An 18,784-nucleotide genomic window follows, 5' to 3' on the forward strand; every position below is an offset into this window, starting at 1 on the left:
CTTAGGGGTACGTTCTGCATAAAAATTAAATCATTTACAATCAATAAATTAGAATGAAGCACTTCGTCATCCTCACCGCTTCGCCGCCCCCCTGGAAACTAATGGGTACTTCATTCGAGGTATGGGGTTATGCTCAGGGATAATCAAAAATACGGCTGAATCGTTACTTGTTTACCCCGTCGCCGCCTTCGCCCCTGAGCTTCAGCGGCGCCAAATGCCAGGAACCCGCGCTTATGAAACGCCTGTTGGCCCCGCTTTCGATCGTGAATCAGGTCGCCCTGCTGATGTTGCTGTCGGGCATTCTGGGCGTGGCCGGCATGGGGATTTCCGCCTGGATGTCGCAAAGCATTCAGGGCAACGCGCATGCCATCAACAAGGCCGGCTCGCTGCGTATGCAAAGCTACCGTCTGCTGGCGCAGGTGCCGCTGGATGAACGGCATGAAGCGTTGATCCGCGAACTGGAGCGCGACGAAAACAGCCCCGACCTGCAGCGTTCGGTGGAACAGGAAGGGTTGACGCAACCTTTCGACGCCTTGCGCGACTACTGGCAACAGACCCTGCAACCTCGCCTGCGCAGCGCGCAGCGCCCGGCCGACGCCGCGCCGCAGGTGGCGCACTTCGTGCAGCTGTTGGATAAGCTGGTGTCGGATATCGACAGGCAAACCGAGCGCCGCCTGCTGATGGTGACGCTGGTGCAGGCCGGCTTTATCGCGCTGACCCTGCTGCTGCTGATCGGCACCACCTGCTACCTGCGCCGCCGGTTGCTGCATCCGTGGCGGCAGCTGGTGGAAATGGCGTTGGCGGTGGGCCGCGGCGACTTTAGCCGCCGCTTCGCGCAGCGCGGCCATCAGGATGAAATGGCGTCGCTCGGCGGCGCGTTGAACACCATGTCCGACGAACTGTCGGCCACCTACAGCGGGCTGGAGCAGCGCGTAGCCGAGAAGACCGCGGACCTGCAGCAAAAAAATCAGATGCTGAGCTTCCTCTATCGCGCCAGCCGCCTGCTGCACGCCAGCGAGCCATTGTGCAGCCGCCTGACGCCGCTGCTCAACCAACTGCAAATCCTGACGCCGCTGCGCGCCATTCAGGTGCGGCTGTATGAAAACGACAGCCGGGAGCCGCTGCTGCAGCTGAGCGGCAACCAGCCGTTGCGGCCGGAGCATTGCCATAATCCGGTGTGCAGCGCCTGCCTGCACGACAGCGACCGCCAGCATCCTGACAACCCGTCGCTGAGCTGGAGCCTGAGCGACAAGCTTGGCGACTACGGCGTGATCGTGGCGCAACATGCGCCGCAACAGCCGCTGAACGATGAGCACCGCCAGCTGGTCAACACTCTGGTGGAGCAACTGACCAGCGTGCTGGCCATCGAACGTCAGGTAGACCACCAGCAGCAGCTGATGCTGATGGAAGAACGGGCGGCGATCGCCCGCGAGCTGCACGACTCCATCGCCCAATCGCTCTCCTGCCTGAAAATGCAGATCGCCTGCCTGCAGATGCAAGGCGAAACGCTCTCGTCCGCCAGCAAGGCGCTGGTGCAGCAGATGCGCGAAGAGCTGAACGGCGCCTATCGCCAGCTGCGCGAGCTGCTGACCACCTTCCGCCTGCAGCTGACCGAACCGGGCCTGCTGGCGGCGCTGCAATCGACGGTAGCGGAGTTCAATCCCAAACTGGGCCTGAACATCAGCCTCGATTACCAACTGGGGCCGCGCACGGTGCCCGCCTACCAGGCCATTCATCTGCTGCAGATCGCCCGCGAGGCGCTCAGCAACATCCTTAAGCATGCCGCCGCCAGCGAGGTGAGCATTCAGGTCATCAACAAACGGGGCGAAGTGACCCTGAGCGTATGCGACAACGGACGCGGCCTGCCGGCCGAAACATCCCGCCCCGACCATTACGGCTTGATCATCATGCGCGATCGCGCCAAGAGCCTGCACGGCTGTTGCGACATTTTACCGCGCAGCGGCGGCGGCACCGAGGTGCGAGTCAGCTTCACGCCGGATAACCACGCCATCGACTAACGGAGACACCATGACGACAGAAACCGCCGCCACCATCTTACTGATCGACGACCACCCGATGCTGCGCAACGGCGTAAAACAGCTGATTGGCATGGACGCTCGCCTGCAGGTCATCGCCGAAGCCAGCAACGGAGAACAAGGGGTCGCGCTGGCGGAGCAGCACGATCCGGATCTGATCCTGCTCGACCTCAACATGCCTGGCATCAACGGGCTGGAAACGCTGGATCGCCTGCGCCAGACCGACCTGTCGGGGCGCGTTGTAGTGTTCAGCGTGTCCAACCATGAAGACGACGTCGTCAGCGCGCTCAAACGCGGCGCCGACGGTTATTTGTTGAAAGACATGGAGCCGGAGGATCTGCTGAAGGCGCTGCATCAGGCGGCGGCCGGGCAGATGGTGCTCAGCGAAACGCTGACGCCGATCCTCGCCGCCAGCCTGCGGGAAAACCGCCCCAGCGCCGATCGCGATATTCAGCAATTGACGCCGCGCGAACGGGATATTCTGAAGCTGATCGCCCAGGGGCTGCCGAACAAGCTGATCGCCCGCCGCCTGACCATCACCGAAAGCACCGTCAAGGTACACGTCAAACACCTGCTGAAAAAGATGAAGCTAAAATCCCGCGTCGAGGCCGCCGTGTGGGTGCTGCAGGGTAAAAACGGTTAGTCGCCGCCGTACAGCGGCCCGGTTTGCGCCGGGATCGGCGGCGGCGTCAGGGTTTTGATCGGCGGCAGGCCCGCGTCATCACCGGCGGTCGCCGTCAGCGGCGGCGCCACTTTCAGCTCTATCCAGTTGGACGTCACGCGCTGCTGTTTATCGTCCTCCAGCGTGACCGATAGCCGGTAGCTGTTGGCGGCGCCCGGCGCGTCGTCCCACGGCGGCACGATCGCCGTCCAGCCCTGCGGATCGTTGGCGTTGTGCGGCGGCGTCAGGCTCAGCGCCTGGGTATCCCCCTGCCAACTGACGTGAGCGATGCCGTTGAGCGCCTTGATTTCCAGCACCAGCGGCACGGTTTCCCCCGCCTGCAGGCTCCACGGCGGCGTGGCCAGGAACACCTGCAGCGTTTTGCGCTGGCGGAACTCCAGCACCGGCACGTTCTTGCGTTCGATAGGATCGTAGCGGCTGCCGCGCAGCGACTTGGCCTGCGCCACATACTCCGGCGAAATCTGCTTCACCAACGGCACCCCGAGCCGATAGCTCAGCGCCAGCTCGATCTGATCCTGGCTCTGCCCGCCCGCGCCAATCTTATGCAGCGCCTTCATCGTCACCAGCGGCACCGGGGTGTAATTGAGCCCCAGCTGCATCGCGCGCGGATCGTTTTGTTTTTTGCCGCTGCCGAACAGATCGACATTATCGCCGAGATACTGCTCATAGCTGAGCGAACCGCCGATCTGGCGATAAAACGGCAGATAGCCTTGCGTCGTGATGTCGTAACCGCGCGCCGGACGGCTGAAAAACACGCCATCGCCAGACTGTTGCGCCAGCGCCGACAGCGGGTAGTAATAGTTGGTGGAGAAACGCAGGTAGTCTCCCCAGGCCTCCGCGCCGACGCTGCCGCGATTGCGCTGCCGGGCGAAATCGCTGTCGAGCGCCGTGTTGTACCCCAGCAGCCAGTCACCGGCGATCCAGCGCTGCCCCAGCGCGAAATTACCGAGCGCCCCGGCGCTTTGCTGTAGCCAGCCGATCTGGCTGTAGGTCAGCAATCCGTCGACGTCGTACAGCGGGCTGAATAACTGCCCGTTGCTGCCGGTAAAGTCCCCCTCACCGGTCATCTCCAGCGATAATCGGGCGGTGCCCAGCGGCGACAACAGTTCCTGCGCCTGCTGTTGCAGCGCGCCGGTCGCCTGGCCCAGCAGATAATCCTCGGCGCGGCTGCGCATCTGCTGACGGGAAACGTTATTCAGATCTTTTTCGCCGAACTGCTTGGCCATCTCGGCCCACTGCTTCTCGCGCGCGGCGTCATCGGGCGCGCCGCCCAGTTCGGGCAAATTCGCGGCCGGATCTGCGACGGCCTGTGCGGAAGAGACAACGCTCTCCGGCGCCGGCGGGGATTCGGCGCAGGCGGGCGCCGCGCCGGCCAGCCACACCAGCGCCCCGGCCAGCCACACCGCCTGGCGGCTGTGCCAGCGTCGTTTTTTGGTTTTGATGAGTCCCGCCTGAATTTCGTCTTTCATGGCACCGTTGGCCCCCCTCCCTCCTGGAGCGGGCCAACCCACTGCTTTGCTGTCGCCTTTCCCGCGGCAGATCTGGAAACCCTACACCCCGTCCAGGCCGGGGCGCCTCTCCCTTAAAGTCTAACGGCTTGACGAACAGAAACAATAGGATAAACCCCAATCACTCCCAAGTGACGCCGTCACTTACACCCTTTACCGATCCATTCCGGCCGCCAGGTGAATTCACACCATTTCAGCACCGGTTTTGCCGATAAAAAGCGCAACACCCCACTGCTGCGCGCCTCCGCGCATGACATTGCCTCACTCTGCAATACGTGAAGTGGCGATGCGTACAACTGCGCATTCCTCACAGCCCACCGCATTTCACCCCGATGAAATACGCATTTTGCCGTTATTTTAAACATCTATTTCACGACTGACGGAGCCCCGATGTTTCTTTCCTTACTGTGGCCTGCGCTGTTTTTCACCGCGCTGCTGTCGGCAGGTGCGCTCGCCTTCACGCTCATCACCCGATTGGAGCGAACGGCGGCCGTGCGCGCCAGCCCACCGAAATTGCGCCGCCGTAGCCTGCTGCTGACGGCCTTCGGTTTGGCGTTGACGGCGCTGCCCTTCGACCTGCCGGCAGCACACCGGCTGTGGTTGCCGCCGGCCGCGGCGCTGCTGATCGCCCTGGCCTGGCTAGACTGGCGCCACCGGTGGTTGCCGGACCGGTTAACCCAGCCGCTGCTGTGGGGCGGGATGCTGTGCAATCTTGACGCTCGCTGGGCGACGCTGGGCGACGCGGTTATCGGCGCCGCCGCCGGCTACGGGGGGTTGTGGCTGCTCAACGCGCTTTATCGGCAGGTGCGGCGGCGTAACGGCATCGGCCAGGGTGATTTCAAACTGCTGGCGGCGCTGGGCGCCTGGCTCGGTTGGACGATGCTGCCGCTGCTGGTCTGTCTGGCGGCCATGTTCGGATTAGGCATGGCATTGACGCGCGGCCGCCGCAACCGCCGCGCCTGGCGAACGCGGCAACCTTTCGGCATCGCCTTGGCGGCCGCCGGCTGGCTGTTGCTCTTGATGGACGCCGGCCAAAACGCGCCGGCGTTATTCGGTTAGTTCTTCAGTGTCTCGATCAGCCGATTGAGCAATCCTGCCACTTCCGCCGTGCTGGCCGTTGTCGGATTGGCCAGTGGCTGGATCACGGCGAGCCTGGTGGTGGATAACACCTCATCGCTGCGGATTTCCAACGCATCGGCGGGTGGCGTGCTCAATGAAACGCCGTCCGGCCGCCAGTAGCTGCCGCGCGTAGTCTGCACCTGATAACTGCCAAAGCCGAAATCTTTCTCGACGCGGTAATATATTTCGCAGCTTAACGGCCCGGTGCGCCGCAACATAAAGGCGCCTTTCGCACTATAGCTGCCTTTATTGACGACAAAGGCGGTTGCCTGCGAAGACAGATCGAACGTGATATATAAATCGCACGCCAGCACCTTGGTGCTTACGCCCTGTTGAAGAGTAATGCGCGTTGTAGGTTGCCGATCCGGCGCGGTCAGGGTGCCTAAAAAAGTCCACGATTGCTGTTTCGAGATATTGCGCGGCAAATGGTTGCTGGTGGCGGAAGGGGCAATTCCCCGCTCGCCCAGACTGTACATCGCTTCGACCCCGCTTAAAAACGACGTAACGTCGACGGTGCTTTTGCCGGCCACCGGAACGCCGCCGTTGTATACGTTACTGAAGGTTACCTCGGTATTGTTGCTGCAGGCGGCGATCGCCGCCGGGAACGGCGTCTTAGAACCGCTGTAAAGAGTCAACTGACCGATGTCCCAACGAGATTCGTTGATGAATCGGCACAACACGCTCCCGCTCTCCACATTCTGCGCGTCCTGGATATTGATATTGCCTATCGTGCCCTGGGCAAAGTTGGTGGACAACACGCTGACATTGGCGGCGCGTTGCGTATTGCGGTTCTCGCAACCCAACGAATTGATCGTGCCGTTAAAATCTTTGAACGAGTAGATATCGCCGATACAGTCATCCGCAGCCAACGAGCCGATAGTAGAGTAAAACCCTGAAATTCTGAACGCAGTCCCCTTGGCGCGAGCGGCGTAGAGGCCGTCTATAAAATTGGTGGTGCCGGACTTGTCCATCCACAGCACCCCATCGCCCGGCCGATTGGCGTTTGCCTCCATCTGCACGTTCACCAGCCAGTTAATGAACATATCGCCCGAGACAAACAGCGAATAACCGCCGACCTTGGTGTAGATGTCGCGAATATCAAACTTCGTCATATTGCGATCGCTGAACCACACGCCGTGAGTGTCGTCTACGCCGGTATCATCCCGCAACGTCAAGCCGTGCAGCGTCAGATTGGCAAAGCCTTTCACCACGATCACCGCTTTCTTCGTTTCGCCCTGTTCGTTGGTGTAACTGCTGTCCGTCGTCTTGACAATTTTGGTCGCCCGTCCCAATCCGACCACCCGCAACCCGATGCCGCCGTAGATGTCCGTTGTCGTCTGAATGACTACGTGTCCGGCGACCGTATACACCCGCTTCCCAAGGGACAGCGTACCGCCGGCTTGCAGCGCCGCTGCCGCCGCTTTGTTGATCGCCGGCCCCCAGTTGCTTCCGTCGCTGTCCTGATAAAACTGTTCCGGCGTAACAACCTCACCGGTGGCGAGCAAGGTTGCTGCGCGCGCTCCTGAAGCGTTTTCGTTATTGTCCATAATATCTCCTGACGTGATGTGTCCGCATCATTGCGGACGGCCGCGGTGAAAGGCGTCAACAACGCCGCCTTTCAGTGCCAATCTATCACCGTCATATGAGCGCGTTATGAAATTTCATTTTATTTCACCCTGACACAACATCTCGCGATCCGAGGTGACAACAGCCAGCGATTTCACTCGCTGTTGGCCTTTGGTGCGACAGAAAGCTCGGCCGGGCGCGCGGCATTGCCGCTACTTGCTGACCCGATCCAGATACAGCATGCTGTTGGCGATATCCAGCCGGGCACCTTCGACGTTGTCTCGCAATGCCACCAGCGTTTGCCCCTGCAGCGCCACCACATAGGGCGAACTGGTCTGCAGTTCCCGTTGCAACGTGACGTAACGTGCGCTGCGCGCGGCGCTGTTCCCTTCCGCAGCCGCGGCGCGCGTTTCCGCGCTGATGGCGGGAATATCCCACTGGGTGCGCCAGGCCAGGGTTTTCGGCCCACCGGGCACGTTATAGGCAAAGGCGCTGGCGTTGGTGTTCGGATCCAGGTAGTCGGCGCCCCAGTAGGTGAAGATCGCCTGAAAATCGCGGCCGCGCATCTTGCCCCACAGATCGCTTTCTACCACCGGATGGATATCCAACCGCAGCCCGGCCTGCGCAAAACTGGCCTGCAGCGCCTGCGCGATGTCGGTATACGGCGGTTGGTTGATGACGATAAGATCGATGCGCGTACCTTCAGCGATGCCGGCATCGCGCAGGACCTGTTTGGCTTTGTCCACGTCGAGCTTAAACGGCCGATCGTCGAGTGCCCCGTCCAATCCCTGCGGCAAGAAGGCCTGATGCACGCGATATTGCCCTTTCAGCAGTTGCTCGGCGATGCTCTGATAATCGACCAGCCAGCGCGCCGCCTGCCATAACGCCGGATTGCCCAGCGCCGGATTGTCTTTGCTGCCGGTGTTGAAACCGAGGTAATAGATCCGGGGCGCATCGGCCTGCTCGATGCGCACGCCAGACGCGTTACGCAGTGAGTCGAACTGGTCGGCCCCCAGATCGTAGGCCACGTCGGCATCCCCTTTCAGCAACAGCAAACGGCGGGTACCGGCGTCGCTGACGTTCTTGAACAACACCGTTTTCAACCTTGCCGGCGACGGAGCGTAGTCATTACGGCCAAACAGCAGCGCTTCATGCGGCACATAGTTATTCACCCGATACGGGCCGCCGCCGGCGGAATGGCTGCGCAGCCAGGCGTTACCGTAGTCCCCCTGCTGCGCGTGCTCGTTCAACAGCTTTTCATCCACGATCGAAGCCACATTCGCCGTCAGCAGCCGCAGCGCCAATTCGCTGCCGATGTTGGCGGGCCAACTGAGTTGCACCTGGTTATCTCCCACCTTCTTCAACTGCTGCTCAACGTTATCCGGCGTCCAGCCAAACTCGCCGAGAATAAACGACGGCGCCTTGTTCAGCTTCACCGCGCGAACCAGCGAAAAAATCACATCTTCTGGCCGCAGCGGATTGCCGGAAGCGAAACGCTGCTGCGATTTCAGGGTAAAGGTCAGGCTGCGGCCATCGGCGCCCGCTTGCCAACTGCCTGCGGCGTCCGGCGCCAGCTTTTGCGGCGCGGCGCGATCCGGCGCCACCAGGCGTTGATAGAGGTTGACCAGATTGGCCGAGCTGACGGTTTCAAAGCTCTCCGCCGGATCGAGGCTGATAATGCCCTCCAACGAACTGACCACCACCAAGGTATCCTGCGGGGTGGCAGCCTGCGCACCGAAAGCGGCCGCCAGCGCGCCATACAATAAGGTTGGGATTAACCGTTTCATCGATACACTCTCCATAATCACGCGGTTGCGTTGTTTTTCGAGTGTAGGGGGTAAGAATTGACAGAAGAACGACGATAAATTGCTTTATTTATTACCAAGATGGATATGCCCGCCGCATTGACGGGCATTGGGTCAAACGATGATGCGGCCGTGCGCCATTGCCACCGAACGATCGCACATGTGGTCAATCACGTCCGCATCGTGGCTGACCAGCACCATAGTCAGATCGCCCGCCTGTTTCAGCTCGTTGAGCAGATTGAGGATCTCCGCCTGCACCGACATGTCCAACGCCGAAGTCGGTTCATCCAGCAGCAGCAACTTCGGCCGCAGCAACAATGCGCGCACGATCGCCACGCGCTGCCGCTGGCCGCCCGACAGCTGATGCGGGTAGCGATCCAGCAGGCGCGGATCCAACCCCACCTGGCGAAAGCCCGCGCTGATCTTGCGTTCGATGTCGCTTTCCTGCATCAATTTGAGCGGTTCCGACAGCGTACGCAACAGCCGGTGCTTGGGGTGTAGCGAAGCATAGGGATCCTGAAACACCATCTGCACCTCGCGCCGCAGCTCGCCGGTAAATGCCTGCCCCGGTTGCAGCCGCCGCCCCAGCAGCTCAAAACCGCCCTGCCAGCTGCCATTCAGCCCGGCCAGCACCCACAGCAAGGAGGACTTGCCGCAGCCGGAAGGCCCCACCAGCCCGAAACACTCACCCGGTTCGATGTGCAGGTTAACCTCATGCACCACGGTGCGCAGCTCGTAGCCCTGGCGGTGACTGACGCTCAGGTTCTCCAGTGCAATTACGCTCATTTCAACGTCTCCAACAGCGCGCGGTCCAGCACCGGCAGCGGTTTGCCGCGCGTCTCGCGGCTCGGCCGGCACGCCCACAGCGTGCGAGTATAAGGATGCGTGGCCTGCGCCAGCTCTGCTGCCGGCAGTTGATCCAACAGCTCGCCTTTGTACATCACCAGCACCCGCTCGCAGTGGTGCGCCACCTGCTGCAAATCGTGGCTGATCAGGATCAGCCCCATGTTGCGTTGCGCCACCAGATTGTCTATCAGTTGCAGCACCTGATCGCGCATTTGGTGATCCAGCGCCGAAGTCGGTTCATCGGCAATCAACAGCTGCGGATCGTTGATCAACGCAATGGCCAGCATCACCCGCTGCCCCATGCCGCCGGAGAGCTGATGCGGATAACGGCCGCACAGCGCCGCCGGATCGGGCAATCCCACCGCCGCCAGCATCTCCAGCACTTTTTCACGCCGCTCGGCGCGGCTCAGCTTGGCATGCAACACCAGCGGTTCCTCCACCTGACGGCCGATCGGCTGATTGGGATTCAACGCATGCTTGGGATCTTGCATCACCATCGCCACCCGGTCGCCGCGCAGGCGGCTCCACTGGCGCTCGCTCAGGCGCGTCAAGTCTTCGTCGCCCAGCGTCAGGCGCTGCGCCTGCAGCTGCAACGGCGGCGGCAATAGCCCCATCAGCGCGCGCGCGGTCAACGATTTGCCGGAGCCGGACTCGCCGACCAGCGCCAGCCGCTCCCGCCCCATGCTGAACGAGATATTCTTCACCAGCGCCGCCGGCTGCGGCCCCGGCACGCCGATCGCCAGCCGTTCAACGGTCAATAACGTGTTATCAGTGCCCATGACGAGGATCCATTTTGTCGCGCAGGCCATCGCCCAGCAGGTTAAACGCCAGGCTGGCGAACAGGATCGCCCCGCCTGGTGCGGCGGCGACCCACCATTGGTCGAAAATCACTTTACTGCCTTCGGCCACCATCGACCCCCATTCGGCGGTCGGCGGCGCGACGCCCATGCCGAGGAACCCCAGACCGGCGGCGGACAGGATGATGCCGCCCAGGCTCAGCGCCGCACGCACCACCGCGCTCGGCAGGCATAAAGGCAAAATGTGGCCGACCATCAGCCGCAACCCGTTGATGCCCTGCATGCGCGCCGCCGCCAGGTAGTCACTGCGGCGCAGCGCCAGGGTTTCGGCCCGCGCCTGGCGGGCAAAGGCCGGCCAGCTGGTCAATGCCAGCGCCAGCGCGCCGTTCATCAGCCCCGGTCCCATGACCGCCACGAACGCCAGCGCGATCACCAGACTCGGCAGCGACAGGAAAATGTCGGTCAGACGCATCAAAATGCGCTCGACCCAGCCGCCGAGGTAACCGGCGCAAATGCCGACCAGCAGGCCGATGGGAATGGTCAACACCAGAATCAGCGACACCAGGATCAGCGTCGGCCGCGCGCCGTAAATCACGCGGGAGAGCAAATCGCGGCCAAAGCCGTCGGTGCCCAGCCAATGTGCAGCCGAAGGCGGCAGTAACCGCAGCTCGATATGCTGCAGATTGGGATCGAAAGGCGCCAGCCACGGAGCCAGCAGCGCGGTGACGATCAGGATCGCCACCAGCGCCGCGCCCAGCGTCAGCGTGGTCAGACGTCGACCGCGGCGGTAACCGACGGCCGGCTCGCTTTGCGGTTCGTGTTCAGAGAGATATTGGCTCATCGGGTTCGCGGATCCACTAAATAGGTCAAGGCGTCGGCCAGCGCATTCAACAGCACGAAACAGGTGCCGATCAGCAGCGTGGCGCCGAGGATCGCCGGCGTGTCGGCGGCAAACAGCGCCGAGGTCAGGTAACGCCCGACGCCGGGCCAGGCGAACACCGTTTCGGTCAATACCGCGCCCTCCAGCAGGCTGGCGTAGGAGAGAGACAGTACGGTGATCAGCGTGCCCAACACGTTGGGGAACACATGGCGCAGCAGAATGCGCAGGCGGCCAGCGCCCTTGGAACGCGCCAGCGTCACGTATTCCTTGTTGCACTCTTCCAGCATCGCCGCCCGCAGCAGCCGGGTGATGCCCGCCATCGACAGCAGCGCCAACGCCACCACCGGCAGCCACAGGTGGCCGATGGTGTCGTAGAACATTTCACGATCGCCGGACAGCCAGCTGTCGATCAACACGAAACCGCTGCGCGGCTCCATGCTGTACAAGTAAATGTCGTCCAGCCGCCCCGGCCCCGCCGACCAATGCAGCGTGGCGTAGAACAGCAACAGCCCGAGCAGGCTCAGCCAGAAAATCGGCACCGAATAACCGATCAGCGACAGCAGACGCGCCGCGTTATCCAGCCAGCTGCCCGGTTTGAGCACCGCCAGAAACGCCAGCGTAATGCCGCCGAGGGCGCCGAGGATAATGGCGCAGGTGGCCAGCTCCACCGTCGCCGGGAAGGTGCGCAACAGATCGCTCAACACCGGCTGCGCGGTAATACGCGAAATGCCCAAATCGCCGTGCGCCAGGTGCACCAGGTAACGCCAAAATTGCACCGGCAGCGGCTGATCCAACCCCAGCTCGTGCCGCACCTGTGCATAGGTGGCTTCGCTGGCGTGATCGCCCGCCACCTGCAGCGCCGGATCGATCGGCGCCAGGTGCGACAGCATGAAGGTGAACAGCAGCAGGCCAAGCAACGTCAGCGCCAGAGACAGCGCGCCGCCGAGCAGCCGCCCGCCCCAGCGCCAATACCGCCGGGCCGCCCCGGCGGACAGGTCAGCGGCCATTACTTGCTGACCTTGCTGTAGAACACCATGTCAGGGTTGATGCCCTGCACATAGCCCTTGAGGTTGTCACGCACCGCAATCAGGCTGCGCGCCTGCAGGCCGATGACAAACGGCGAGCTTTGCTGCACCTGTTTTTGCAGTTGCTGGTAGTCTGCCACCCGTTTGGCGGTGTCATTTTCCGCGGTGGCGGCCAGCGTCAGCTTGCTCAGCGCCGGGATCTGCCAGTTGGCGCGCCAGGCCAGCGTCTTGCTGCCGTCTTCCGGGTTGTAGGCGAAGGCGGCGGCGTTGGTGTTAGGGTCGAAGTAATCCGGCCCCCAGGAGGTCAGCGTCGCATCGTAGTTAAGCGCTTTCACCTTGGTGGAGACCTGCGAACTGATGCCCGGCACCAGTTCGACCTTCACGCCGCCTTGGGCAAAACTGGCCTGCAGCGCCTGGGCGATATCCAGATACGGCGGCTGGTTGTTGACGTCCAGGCGGAAACTGACGTTGCTCAGCCCCGCTTTGGCCAGTATTTCTTTGGCTTTCTGCGGATTGAAGCTGTACGGCTGATCCTTGAGCGCGCCCAGATAACCGTCCGGCAGGAATGCCTGATGGCTCTGGAATTGCCCTTTCAGCAGATCGTCAGCGATGCCTTGGTAATCGAACAGCCAGCGCGCCGCCTCCCAGAACGCCGGATTGCCGAGCGCCGGCGACGCCTTGGCGTTGAACTGCAGGAAATAAAGCGAGGCGTAAGGAATGGCCAACGGTTTGACGCCCGGCTTGCCCTTCAGGGCCGCCATCTGGTCCGCCCCCAGGTTGCGGGCGATATCGGCATCGCCCTGCTCGATCAGCAAACGCCGCGCCGCCGGATCGGGCACGTTTTTGATCAGGATGGTTTTCAGCGTCGGCGCCCCTTCCGGCGAGCCGGGATTGGCGTCCAGCACCACCACTTCATGCGGCACATAGGTGCGGATTTTGTAAGGGCCGCTGCCGGCGGAGTGGCTGTTCAACCATTGGTGCCCCAGATCGTCGCCCTGCTGGTGCGCCAGCGCCTCTTTGGCGTCGACGATCGAGGATACCGGCGCCGACAGCAGGCTGAGCACGAAGGCCGGGCTGACGTTCTCACTCCAGCTGATTTTTACCGTGTGCTCGTCCACCTTGCTCAGGTGTTGCTCCACGTTCTTCGCGTTCCAGCCCAGCTGCGTCAGGATAAACGACGGTTCGAGATTGAGTTTAACCACCCGTGAAAGCGAGAAGATCACGTCTTCCGGCCGCAGCGGATTGCCGCTGGCGAACGTGGCGTCCGGGCGCAGGCTGAAAGTCAGGCTGCGGTCGTCGGCGCCGGCCTGCCAGCTGCTGGCCAGGGTTGGTTTAAGATCGATGGGATTGTGCGGATCTGACTGGATCAGACGTTGATACAGGCTGTTGAACGACTGCACCGTGGTTAACTCAAATCCCTGGGCCGGGTCAAAGCTGACCACGTCATCGATAGATTGCGCGATCACCAGCGTGTTGGCCGGCGTCGCCGCCTGTGCGTTTACGCTGGCCGCCACGGCCAAAAACAGCAAAGAAGGAACGAGCGCTTTCATCTGAAACTCTCCAAGCGGATGGAATTTATAATAATTTTGCGAGTGTATGCGAGCACGATCGGCAGCTGAAGGTACTTAAATCACTATAGATATTCTTTTTATGTATATAGATGGGATTTTGATTATTAGGCAGGCGATGCAGCATGTGCGGCAGGCATTGCCTGCCGCTATCGATTAAATCTGGTAGTCAATCACCGCATCCAGCTGCGACGAGAAGACCTTGTCTTTGATTTCGGTCAGCGACAACGTCGGGTTGCACAGCTGAATAAAGCGCCAGGCATAGTTGCGCTGCAGCTGGCTGCGTTTCAGGCCCAGCCAGACCGTATTGGGTTCAAACAAATGCTCGGCGTTGAGGCTGACCAAGCCGCGATCGCGCTCTTTTTCATACGACATGTCCGCCAGCACGCCCACGCCCAACCCCAGCTCGACATAGGTTTTAATCACGTCGGAATCTTGCGCGCTGAGCGCGATGTCCGGCGTCAGGCCCGCCGATTTGAACGCCGCATCCAGCTTCGCGCGGCCGGTAATGCCCTGGCGGTAAGTGATCAGCGGCAAGGTGCTGAGCATCTCCAGCGTCACCTGCGGCTGCCGCGTCAACTCGTGCCCTTCCGGCACCAGAATGGTGTGATGCCAGCGGTAGTAAGGGAACGCCGCCAGCGACTCGTCGCTCATCAGCCGTTCGCTGGCAATGCCGATATCGGCTTCACCGGCGGCCAGCATCGAGACGATCTCCTCCGGGCTACCCTGATTGAGCACCACCCGCACCCGTGGGTAAAGCGCGCGAAACTCTTTGATCACCCCCGGCAGGCTATAGCGCGCCTGGGTGTGCGTCGTCGCGATATGCAGCTGCCCCGAATCGTTGCTGCTGAAGACATCCGCCAGGCGACGGATGTTGTTCGCGTCGTTAAGAATGCGCTCCGCCACCACCAGCAGCTCTTTGCCGGGCTCGGTCATGCCCAGCAGCCGTTTGCCGCGGCGAATGAATATTTCGATGCCCAGCTCTTCTTCCAACTCGCGAATATGCCGGCTAACGCCGGACTGCGAAGTAAATAAGGTATTGGCGACCTCGGTCAGGTTGTAGTTGCAGCGCGCCGATTCGCGAATAATTTTTAATTGTTGAAAGTTCATCCCCGTCTCCCTGTTTCTTGCAGTAGCGTCTGCCATATTGATACGGAGTCCTGCGGGGCTGAACAAATAAGAAATAACCTTTACTTATGCAATTTAATACTAAGTGAATTATTTATCGTGGCTCTCGGGGGATGAGGACGGGGGAAAATGATGAATGGCTTTAAAAATAAAGAGATAAATAACCACACAAATAAAGCAACTTAAGTCATCATGCAGAATAAAGTTATTAAATAGAGGCATTAGATATAAAAAAGGGCCCAGCATGCTGAGCCCCTCACCGTTCGCATTCCCGCAGCAGCCTCAGGCGGTGGCCTCGCTGCCGATGCCGCCGGTGCGGTTCTGCTGCAACCATTGCTGTACATAGCACACCAGATCGCCGATGCAATCATCCTGCATGCCGTGGTGCTTCAGCTCGTTATCCAGCGCAAACAGGTATTGCGCGTTGGTGCCCAGCGGGCCGCTGGCGCTGGCGATCAATGGCGCGATCACCTGGTGGCTGGTGTCTGCTTCAAACAGCGGGTGCTGCGCGTTCATCACGAACACCAGCGCCGTGACGGTCTCTCCGCCATCCAACTGCAGTTCACACCAGGTCGGCACGTAGCAATCGGTCACCATTTCGCGCTTCCAAAGCAGCTCCAGCTCTTCTCGCAGCTTGCCTTCCGGCAGACGAAACGCCAATCCGGTGGTCTGGCCGCCCTCTTTCAGCGCCAGCATGCGCCCCGGCTGATGCAGCGTGCCGCGCCCGGCGGTCAAACGCATGCAGAACGCCCGATGCCAGCCCTGCAGCATGGCGGGCCGCACTTCTTCAGATTCGAAAACCGGATTCCACATCAGCGAACCGTAACCGAATACCCATACCGGGCTGTGATCCGGCCGGCGCGATAGCGTGCATTCCAACGAGGCTGCGCGCTGTTCAGGCGTCAGCAACAGCGACTCCTCAATAGCGCCAAAGGCGGTTTTGCAATCCGCTTTTTGCAGAAAATCTCGCGTTAACACTGTTACAACCTCCCGGGAATACGATTTCTCGTCCTCCCTCGCCACTACTGAACCTTTGCAATTTTATTTTTTGGTGCGGAATTTTATTAATTCAATAACCGCGCCGATTAATAATGACCATATTCTTTTCCCGCCGCGCAATCAAGTTGCAAAGCGGCGTTAACGTGGAAAAGTATTTGTACTGAGCAGCAACAATATTAATTGCCGAGGTCAGCATAACGTCTGCGCGATTCTTACCGGGGCATAGAGGCGTTACTTTTTATGCCAGCGTTCGTCGTCGCCCTTGCGATAGCTTTGCTTGACCGCCGCCCAGGCCACTTTGTGCGCCGTCTCCTCCCGGCTGTCGTCACCACGCCGATCGTCGGGATCCCGGTATTGTTGCCAGGCGCTGTTAAACGCTTCTTTATAGATCGCCTGCGCATGTTCCGGCAGCACATGCTTCACATTGTCCGGCAAGTCGTTCGTGTCTTGGTATGGCATCACATCCTCCCGTGCGTATTGCGTGAACCTTAAGCCTAGCCCACACGCGGTTACGCCTCAATGAGCAAACAATTCTCATTATCAAACGGCATGGTATACTCACCGCCAAACGACCTATAAGGAGATCCCCGTGACTACCGAAGCCCCTCGCTCACGCGCCCCCTACCTGATCGCCGTCAGCGCCGTACAGGACATTACGCCGCACCTGCGCCGCATCACCTTTACCGCGCCCGATCTGCGCTACTACCCGGCCAACGCCGCCGCCGCGCACATCAAGGTCTTTTTGCCGCTCGCCGGCCAAACGCAGCCGGATCTGCCGACGCTGACCGAAAACGGCCCGCGCTGGGCTGCCGATGCCGTGCGCCCGATCGTGCGCACCTATTCCATTCGCGCCGTGCGCCCGGAACAGGCGGAAGTGGACATCGAATTCGCCATTCACGATCACCAGGGACCGGCGGTCGACTTCGCGCGCCAGGCGAAAATCGGCGATAAAATCGGCATCAGCAATCCAGGCGGCCCCAAACCGATGCTGCCGGCCGCCGACTTCTACTGCCTGGCGGGCGATCCTTCTTCGCTGCCGGCGTTGGCCGCGCTGCTGGAAAACCTGCCGCCGCACGGCGCCGGGCGCGCTTTCGTCCGCGTCGATAGCACTGCCGACGTGATTGACCTGAAAAAGCCTGCCGGCGTTGAGGTGAATTGGGTCGTCGGCGGCACAGAGAAAACCGACGAATTGGTCGCTCGGTTCCGCGCGCAGTCCGTGCCGCAGGGTGAAGCGCATTTCTGGCTCGCCGGTGAAGATCGCCTGGTAGTAGAGTTGCGCCGTTACCTACGGCGCGAACGTCAATGCGATCGTAATCGTCTTTATGCCGTGCCTTACTGGCGTGAGGGGCTAAATGAAGAGGGTTACCACAATAAACGGCATGAAATCATGGATAATATTGACGACTGACCGTCTCATTCTCCTTGATTAACCGAGCAGTAAACAAGTAAACACGACTTTTCTCAAATCTAACGTTAAAAATTAGCGTTATTGCGTAAAAGTAAGTAAATAAAACCGCACCCCGTGCGGTTTTTTTGTTACCCTGATCACATAAAGCAAGCAATTGCTTTCTCAGATAAAAACAACATCACACCGGCGCCGCGGGTGTATCCTAATATAAAATACCTACTGGAAACGCAGAGTTGCCGCATCACGGCGACCGGCGCTGACGGGCTACGCTGTTTGAGAAGGAGTGCCACCCTCATGAAGTCGCAACACGATCCTGGCCGATCCACCAAGTCTCGCCACACCGAATACTCGCTGATCTTCCCCATCGCCGCGCTGGTGGTGTTGAATTTATGGGGCAGCACCGCTAACTTTCCGCTGATTGTCGGCATCAATATTCTCGCGCTGGTGGGGATCCTCAGCAGCGCCTTCAGCGTGGTGCGCCACGCCGACGTGCTGGCCCACCGATTGGGCGAACCCTACGGCTCGCTGATCCTCAGCCTGTCGGTGGTGATCCTCGAAGTCAGCCTGATCTCGGCGTTGATGGCCACCGGCGACGCCGCGCCGGCGCTGATGCGCGACACGCTGTACTCCATCATCATGATCGTTTCCGCCGGCCTGGTCGGCTTCGCGCTGCTGCTCGGCGGGCGCAAGTTCGCCACCCAGTACGTCAACCTGGGCGGCATCAAACAGTATCTGATGGCGATTTTCCCGCTGGCGGTGATCGTGCTGGTGTTCCCGAGCGCGCTGCCAGGCGGCAACTTCAGCACCGGGCAAGCACTGCTGGTGGCGCTGATTTCCGCCGCCATGTATGGCGTGTTCCTGGTGATCCAGACCAAAACCCACCAGAGCCTGTTCGTGTACGAGCATGAAGACGACGATGGCGACCCGCACCACGGCAAGCCTTCTTCGCACAGCAGCGCCTGGCACGCCGCCTGGCTCATCGTGCACCTGATCGCGGTTATCGCCGTCACCAAGTTCAATGCCAATCCGCTGGAAGGCCTGCTGACCAAGATGAATGCGCCGGCGCAGTTCACCGGTTTCCTGGTGGCGCTGCTTATCCTGTCGCCGGAAGGGTTGGGCGCGCTGCGCGCCGTGTTGAACAATCAGGTGCAACGCGCCATGAACCTGTTCTTCGGTTCGGTGCTGGCGACCATCTCCCTGACGGTGCCGGCGGTGACCATCATCGCTACCCTGACCGGGCAGACGCTGATCTTCGGCCTGCAAACGCCGCATATCGTGGTGATGTTGACGGTGTTGCTGCTGTGCCAGCTGTCGTTCTCGACCGGCCGCACCAACGTGCTGAACGGCACCGCCCACCTGGCGCTGTTCGCCGCCTACATGATGACGATCTTCGCCTGATCAAAAAGGGGCGCACTCT

General features: G+C 60.9%; 16 protein-coding genes. 5 read left to right on the top strand and 11 right to left on the bottom strand.

All coding sequences use genetic code 11. The annotated features are described in order from the left end of the window. Window positions 1-233: 233 nt before the first annotated feature. Window positions 234-2,018 (top strand): nitrate/nitrite two-component system sensor histidine kinase NarX, encoded by a 1,785-nt coding sequence (gene narX, locus IT763_RS13770; protein ID WP_164052450.1) that lies wholly within the window; start codon window positions 234-236, stop codon window positions 2,016-2,018. A 10-nt stretch (window positions 2,019-2,028) separates the two neighbouring features. Continuing rightward, on the top strand, window positions 2,029-2,679 hold the full coding sequence (gene narL / locus IT763_RS13775) for a two-component system response regulator NarL (protein ID WP_004934684.1): 651 nt from the start codon (window positions 2,029-2,031) through the stop codon (window positions 2,677-2,679). On the opposite strand, the gene IT763_RS13780 is transcribed toward narL, so the two are convergent. Next, window positions 2,676-4,187 carry a YchO/YchP family invasin gene (locus IT763_RS13780; protein WP_197817629.1) on the bottom strand — a complete coding sequence of 504 codons (1,512 nt, stop codon included), beginning with the start codon at window positions 4,185-4,187 and terminating at the stop codon, window positions 2,676-2,678. The genes narL and IT763_RS13780 overlap by 4 nt on opposite strands. Before the next feature lie 429 nt (window positions 4,188-4,616). On the opposite strand from IT763_RS13780, the gene IT763_RS13785 reads away from it, so the two are divergent. Then, window positions 4,617-5,285 (top strand): A24 family peptidase, encoded by a 669-nt coding sequence (locus tag IT763_RS13785; RefSeq protein WP_197817628.1) that lies wholly within the window; start codon window positions 4,617-4,619, stop codon window positions 5,283-5,285. Here the strand turns inward: IT763_RS13785 and IT763_RS13790 are convergent. The 10 genes from IT763_RS13790 to chaB all read right to left on the bottom strand — a co-directional run bounded on the left by IT763_RS13790 (window position 5,282) and on the right by chaB (window position 16,418). Further along, on the bottom strand, window positions 5,282-6,892 hold the full coding sequence (locus tag IT763_RS13790; protein ID WP_197758355.1) for a hypothetical protein: 1,611 nt from the start codon (window positions 6,890-6,892) through the stop codon (window positions 5,282-5,284). The genes IT763_RS13785 and IT763_RS13790 overlap by 4 nt on opposite strands. Before the next feature lie 231 nt (window positions 6,893-7,123). Further along, window positions 7,124-8,698, bottom strand: coding sequence for an ABC transporter substrate-binding protein (locus IT763_RS13795; RefSeq protein WP_197817626.1), 1,575 nt, complete (start codon window positions 8,696-8,698; stop codon window positions 7,124-7,126). Between the two features lie 132 nt (window positions 8,699-8,830). After that, on the bottom strand, window positions 8,831-9,502 hold the full coding sequence (locus IT763_RS13800; protein ID WP_016927341.1) for an ABC transporter ATP-binding protein: 672 nt from the start codon (window positions 9,500-9,502) through the stop codon (window positions 8,831-8,833). Further along, a complete protein-coding gene (locus IT763_RS13805) occupies window positions 9,499-10,341 on the bottom strand; it encodes an ABC transporter ATP-binding protein (RefSeq protein ID WP_016927340.1) in 843 nt (280 codons plus the stop codon). Before IT763_RS13805 ends, IT763_RS13800 begins: the two co-directional genes overlap by 4 nt. Then, on the bottom strand, window positions 10,331-11,200 hold the full coding sequence (locus tag IT763_RS13810) for an ABC transporter permease (protein WP_016927339.1): 870 nt from the start codon (window positions 11,198-11,200) through the stop codon (window positions 10,331-10,333). The genes IT763_RS13805 and IT763_RS13810 overlap by 11 nt, the downstream gene beginning before the upstream one ends. Further along, the gene (locus IT763_RS13815; protein ID WP_206194778.1) at window positions 11,197-12,246 is read right to left on the bottom strand and encodes an ABC transporter permease; all 1,050 of its coding nucleotides are present in this window, start codon (window positions 12,244-12,246) and stop codon (window positions 11,197-11,199) included. The genes IT763_RS13810 and IT763_RS13815 overlap by 4 nt, the downstream gene beginning before the upstream one ends. Next, window positions 12,246-13,814 carry an ABC transporter substrate-binding protein gene (locus tag IT763_RS13820; protein WP_016927337.1) on the bottom strand — a complete coding sequence of 523 codons (1,569 nt, stop codon included), beginning with the start codon at window positions 13,812-13,814 and terminating at the stop codon, window positions 12,246-12,248. The genes IT763_RS13815 and IT763_RS13820 overlap by 1 nt, the downstream gene beginning before the upstream one ends. Window positions 13,815-13,988: 174 nt before the next feature. Next, on the bottom strand, window positions 13,989-14,942 hold the full coding sequence (gene cbl, locus IT763_RS13825) for an HTH-type transcriptional regulator Cbl (RefSeq protein ID WP_004934716.1): 954 nt from the start codon (window positions 14,940-14,942) through the stop codon (window positions 13,989-13,991). Window positions 14,943-15,242: 300 nt separating this feature from the next. Continuing rightward, window positions 15,243-15,938 carry a gamma-glutamylcyclotransferase gene (locus IT763_RS13830; RefSeq protein WP_164052456.1) on the bottom strand — a complete coding sequence of 232 codons (696 nt, stop codon included), beginning with the start codon at window positions 15,936-15,938 and terminating at the stop codon, window positions 15,243-15,245. 252 nt (window positions 15,939-16,190) lie between these two features. Then, window positions 16,191-16,418 carry a putative cation transport regulator ChaB gene (chaB, locus tag IT763_RS13835; RefSeq protein WP_016927335.1) on the bottom strand — a complete coding sequence of 76 codons (228 nt, stop codon included), beginning with the start codon at window positions 16,416-16,418 and terminating at the stop codon, window positions 16,191-16,193. Window positions 16,419-16,548: 130 nt separating this feature from the next. On the opposite strand from chaB, the gene IT763_RS13840 reads away from it, so the two are divergent. Next, window positions 16,549-17,367 carry a siderophore-interacting protein gene (locus IT763_RS13840; RefSeq protein WP_033640040.1) on the top strand — a complete coding sequence of 273 codons (819 nt, stop codon included), beginning with the start codon at window positions 16,549-16,551 and terminating at the stop codon, window positions 17,365-17,367. Between the two features lie 294 nt (window positions 17,368-17,661). Next, window positions 17,662-18,765, top strand: a complete 1,104-nt coding sequence (gene chaA, locus IT763_RS13845) for a sodium-potassium/proton antiporter ChaA (RefSeq protein ID WP_004934723.1) — start codon at window positions 17,662-17,664, stop codon at window positions 18,763-18,765. Window positions 18,766-18,784 lie beyond the last annotated feature (19 nt).

It is taken from the genome of Serratia sp. CMO1, from assembly GCF_015689115.1.
Taxonomy (GTDB): domain Bacteria; phylum Pseudomonadota; class Gammaproteobacteria; order Enterobacterales; family Enterobacteriaceae; genus Serratia; species Serratia marcescens.